This is a genomic window from Pseudidiomarina aestuarii, from assembly GCF_003987355.1.
GTDB classification, from domain to species: domain Bacteria; phylum Pseudomonadota; class Gammaproteobacteria; order Enterobacterales; family Alteromonadaceae; genus Pseudidiomarina; species Pseudidiomarina aestuarii.
Genome location: NZ_PIPR01000007.1, coordinates 1 through 5,376, shown reverse-complemented (window position 1 = coordinate 5,376; position 5,376 = coordinate 1). Strand labels below are relative to the sequence as shown.

Genomic DNA, 5,376 nt, shown 5'->3' with positions numbered 1-5,376 from the left:
TCTTTAACAATATACCAAGCCAAGCAAACTGTGTGGGCACTTACCGGATTCAGGCAGAGAAACGTATCTTCGGATACAACAAAGGTTCTTAAATGAACCACCTGACTGATTGGAAAAGTGCTTAACAAATTAGATTTTATTAAGTCATTGATTCAATGAGTCGATTAAACACTTTAAATTGAAGAGTTTGATCATGGCTCAGATTGAACGCTGGCGGCAGGCCTAACACATGCAAGTCGAGCGGTAACAGGAAGAAGCTTGCTTCTTTGCTGACGAGCGGCGGACGGGTGAGTAATGCTTGGGAACTTGCCTTTGGGTGGGGGATAACCATGGGAAACTGTGGCTAATACCGCATGACGTCTACGGACCAAAGTGGGGGATCTTCGGACCTCACGCCCAGAGATAGGCCCAAGTGAGATTAGCTAGTTGGTGGGGTAAAGGCTCACCAAGGCGACGATCTCTAGCTGTTCTGAGAGGATGATCAGCCACACTGGGACTGAGACACGGCCCAGACTCCTACGGGAGGCAGCAGTGGGGAATATTGCACAATGGGGGAAACCCTGATGCAGCCATGCCGCGTGTGTGAAGAAGGCCTTCGGGTTGTAAAGCACTTTCAGTGGTGAGGAAGGTTGGTAGTTTAATACGCTACCAAATTGACGTTAGCCACAGAAGAAGCACCGGCTAACTCCGTGCCAGCAGCCGCGGTAATACGGAGGGTGCGAGCGTTAATCGGAATTACTGGGCGTAAAGCGTACGTAGGCGGCTTATTAAGCAAGATGTGAAAGCCCCGGGCTCAACCTGGGAATTGCATTTTGAACTGGTAGGCTCGAGTTTTGAAGAGGGTGGTAGAATTTCCAGTGTAGCGGTGAAATGCGTAGATATTGGAAGGAATACCAGTGGCGAAGGCGGCCACCTGGTCAAAAACTGACGCTGAGGTACGAAAGCGTGGGGAGCAAACAGGATTAGATACCCTGGTAGTCCACGCCGTAAACGATGTCAACTAGTTGTTCGTTTCATAAACGAAGTGAGTAACGCAGCTAACGCACTAAGTTGACCGCCTGGGGAGTACGGCCGCAAGGTTAAAACTCAAATGAATTGACGGGGGCCCGCACAAGCGGTGGAGCATGTGGTTTAATTCGATGCAACGCGAAGAACCTTACCATCCCTTGACATCCAGTGAATTTTCTAGAGATAGAATAGTGCCTTCGGGAACACTGAGACAGGTGCTGCATGGCTGTCGTCAGCTCGTGTTGTGAGATGTTGGGTTAAGTCCCGCAACGAGCGCAACCCTTATCCTTAGTTGCCAGCACGTAAAGGTGGGAACTCTAGGGAGACTGCCGGTGATAAACCGGAGGAAGGTGGGGACGACGTCAAGTCATCATGGCCCTTACGGGATGGGCTACACACGTGCTACAATGGCGCATACAAAGGGAAGCGAGCTAGCGATAGTAAGCGGATCTCAAAAAGTGCGTCGTAGTCCGGATCGGAGTCTGCAACTCGACTCCGTGAAGTCGGAATCGCTAGTAATCGCGGATCAGAATGCCGCGGTGAATACGTTCCCGGGCCTTGTACACACCGCCCGTCACACCATGGGAGTGGGCTGCACCAGAAGTAGATAGCTTAACCTTCGGGAGGGCGTTTACCACGGTGTGGTTCATGACTGGGGTGAAGTCGTAACAAGGTAGCCGTAGGGGAACCTGCGGCTGGATCACCTCCTTATGAAAAAGCCTTGAAGAAGATAAGTGCTCACACAGATTGCCTGGTTTGGTAGACGTAACAGATAGAAACTGGGTCTGCGACAAGCATCGCACGGGGCCATAGCTCAGCTGGGAGAGCGCCTGCCTTGCACGCAGGAGGTCAGCGGTTCGATCCCGCTTGGCTCCACCACTTTCTCCGGTAAACAGTGAACTGTGAACAGAGCATAGAACGGCTTGGTTGTTCGATTCACTATTCACGATTTACTGGTCACTAAGATTCTATCTGTGAGTTAACGATAAGCGCTTTTGCTGAAGAAAGTGTTTATCAGTAACTCAATGTTACGCCGCTCTTTAACAACATGAACAAGCTGATTGTAATAAAGTAATGAAATGCCACTCTACTTGAATACCATTTTGGTAGAGGCGTATCGAACTTGTGTACAGCATCGAGAACAGCCCATGCAATTCGAAAATAGACATTTTCGGGTTGTATGGTTAAGTGACGAAGCGTAGACGGTGGATGCCTAGGCAGTTGGAGGCGATGAAGGACGTACTAACTTGCGATAAGCCATGATGAGGCAGTAAGAGCCACTTGAGTCATGGATTTCCGAATGGGGCAACCCAGTGTGCTTGCACACTATTCTGCACTGAATCCATAGGTGTAGGAGGCAAACCCGGAGAACTGAAACATCTAAGTACCCGGAGGAACAGAAATCAACCGAGATTTCCTTAGTAGCGGCGAGCGAACGGGAAGTAGCCCTTAAGCAATCATGGTGTTAGTGGAACGTGCTGGAAAGCACGACGATACAGGGTGATAGTCCCGTACACGACGGCAACATGGCTGTGAAAACGAGTAGGTCGGGACACGTGTTATCTTGACTGAATATGGGGGGACCATCCTCCAAGGCTAAATACTCCCAACTGACCGATAGTGAACTAGTACCGTGAGGGAAAGGCGAAAAGAACCCTGGTGAAGGGAGTGAAATAGAACCTGAAACCGTCTACGTACAAGCAGTAGGAGCCTTCTTCGTGAGGGTGACTGCGTACCTTTTGTATAATGGGTCAGCGACTTATATTTTGTAGCAAGGTTAACCGCATAGGGGAGCCGTAGGGAAACCGAGTCTTAACTGGGCGCTTAGTTGCAAGGTATAGACCCGAAACCGGGCGATCTATCCATGAGCAGGTTGAAGATTGAGTAACATCAATTGGAGGACCGAACCCACATCTGTTGAAAAAGATGGGGATGACTTGTGGATCGGAGTGAAAGGCTAATCAAGCCCGGAGATAGCTGGTTCTCCCCGAAAGCTATTTAGGTAGCGCCTCGGACGAATACCACTGGGGGTAGAGCACTGTTTGGGCTAGGGGGTCATCCCGACTTACCAACCCCATGCAAACTCCGAATACCAGTGAGTACTATCCGGGAGACACACGGCGGGTGCTAACGTCCGTCGTGAAGAGGGAAACAACCCAGACCGCCAGCTAAGGTCCCAAAGTCATGGCTAAGTGGGAAACGATGTGGGAAGGCTCAGACAGCTAGGAGGTTGGCTTAGAAGCAGCCACCCTTTAAAGAAAGCGTAATAGCTCACTAGTCGAGTCGGCCTGCGCGGAAGATGTAACGGGGCTAAGCCATGCACCGAAGCTGCGGCAGCATACTTGTATGCTGGGTAGGGGAGCGTTCTGTAAGCCGTTGAAGGTGGATTGAGAAGTCTGCTGGAGGTATCAGAAGTGCGAATGCTGACATGAGTAACGATAATGCGGGTGAAAAACCCGCACGCCGGAAGACCAAGGTTTCCTATCCCATGCTAATCAGGGTAGGGTAAGTCGGCCCCTAAGGCGAGGCCGAGAGGCGTAGTCGATGGGAATCAGGTTAATATTCCTGAACCGACATGTACTGCGATGGGGGGACGGAGAAGGCTAGGCAAGCCGGGTGTTGGTAATCCCGGTGAAAGTATGTAGGTTGGTGGCTTAGGAAAATCCGGGCCGCTAAGACTGAGATACGAGACGAGACTCTACGGAGTCGAAGTTGTTGATGCCCTGCTTCCAGGAAAAGCCTCTAAGCTTCAGGTACATGTTGACCGTACCCGAAACCGACACAGGTGGTCAGGTAGAGAATACTAAGGCGCTTGAGAGAACTCGGGTGAAGGAACTAGGCAAAATAGTACCGTAACTTCGGGAGAAGGTACGCCAGAGCTGGTGACTCCCTTGCGGGATGAGCTGGAGCTGGCCGCAGTGACCAGGTGGCTGGGACTGTTTATTAAAAACACAGCACTGTGCAAACACGAAAGTGGACGTATACGGTGTGACACCTGCCCGGTGCCGGAAGGTTAATTGATGGGGTTAGCGTAAGCGAAGCTCTTGATCGAAGCCCCGGTAAACGGCGGCCGTAACTATAACGGTCCTAAGGTAGCGAAATTCCTTGTCGGGTAAGTTCCGACCTGCACGAATGGTGTAACCATGGCCACGCTGTCTCCACCCGAGACTCAGTGAAATTGAAATCGCCGTGAAGATGCGGTGTACCCGCGGCTAGACGGAAAGACCCCGTGAACCTTTACTACAGCTTGGCACTGAACATTGAACCTCCATGTGTAGGATAGGTGGGAGGCTATGAAGCGTTGGCGCTAGTTGACGTGGAGCCATCCTTGAAATACCACCCTTGTATGTTTGATGTTCTAACTTAGGTCCCTTATCGGGATTGAGGACAGTGCCTGGTGGGTAGTTTGACTGGGGCGGTCTCCTCCCAAAGAGTAACGGAGGAGCACGAAGGTTGGCTAAGTACGGTCGGACATCGTACGGTTAGTGTAATGGCACAAGCCAGCTTAACTGCGAGACAGACACGTCGAGCAGGTACGAAAGTAGGTCATAGTGATCCGGTGGTTCTGAATGGAAGGGCCATCGCTCAACGGATAAAAGGTACTCCGGGGATAACAGGCTGATACCGCCCAAGAGTTCATATCGACGGCGGTGTTTGGCACCTCGATGTCGGCTCATCACATCCTGGGGCTGTAGTCGGTCCCAAGGGTATGGCTGTTCGCCATTTAAAGTGGTACGCGAGCTGGGTTTAGAACGTCGTGAGACAGTTCGGTCCCTATCTGCCGTGGGCGTTTGAGAGTTGAGAGGGGTTGCTCCTAGTACGAGAGGACCGGAGTGAACGAACCGCTGGTGTTCGGGTTGTCATGCCAATGGCACTGCCCGGTAGCTATGTTCGGAATCGATAACCGCTGAAAGCATCTAAGCGGGAAGCGAGCCTCAAGATAAGCTCTCACTGACATGTAATTGTCCTAAAGGGTTGTTGAAGACTACGACGTTGATAGGCGGGGTGTGGAAGCGTAGTAATGCGTTGAGCTAACCCGTACTAATTGCCCGTGAGGCTTAACCATACAACACCGAAAGTGTTTATGGCTGTTGCCAAGAGAAGACATAAGTTCGAGCACTTTACTGAAGTGGCTCAAGAGAGTGGCAAGACTTACCGGAGCCGGTAAGCCATTACGAACAATCAGACTTGTTAATGTTGTCCCAGTTTTGCCTGGCGGCCATAGCGAAGTGGAACCACCTGACTCCATTCCGAACTCAGACGTGAAACGCTTCAGCGCCGATGGTAGTGTGGGGTCTCCCCATGTGAGAGTAGGACACCGCCAGGCTTCAAATAAACAAACCTCAGCCCAATGGGCTGGGGTTTTTT

Annotated in this window: 1 tRNA gene and 3 rRNA genes; all 4 read left to right on the top strand. The window is 51.3% G+C overall.

The features are described 5' to 3' along the window. The first annotated feature begins 175 nt into the window (after window positions 1–175). The 4 genes from CWE22_RS12050 (at window position 176) to rrf (ending at window position 5,335) form a co-directional block, all read left to right on the top strand. Window positions 176–1,719 (top strand): 16S ribosomal RNA (locus CWE22_RS12050). Between the two features lie 92 nt (window positions 1,720–1,811). Further along, window positions 1,812–1,887 (top strand) — tRNA-Ala (locus CWE22_RS12045). Between the two features lie 303 nt (window positions 1,888–2,190). Further along, window positions 2,191–5,074 (top strand): 23S ribosomal RNA (locus tag CWE22_RS12040). A 145-nt stretch (window positions 5,075–5,219) separates the two neighbouring features. Next, window positions 5,220–5,335: ribosomal RNA gene (gene rrf / locus CWE22_RS12035) — 5S ribosomal RNA — on the top strand. Together the 16S, 23S and 5S rRNA genes with 1 tRNA gene alongside form the textbook arrangement of a ribosomal RNA operon. Window positions 5,336–5,376 lie beyond the last annotated feature (41 nt).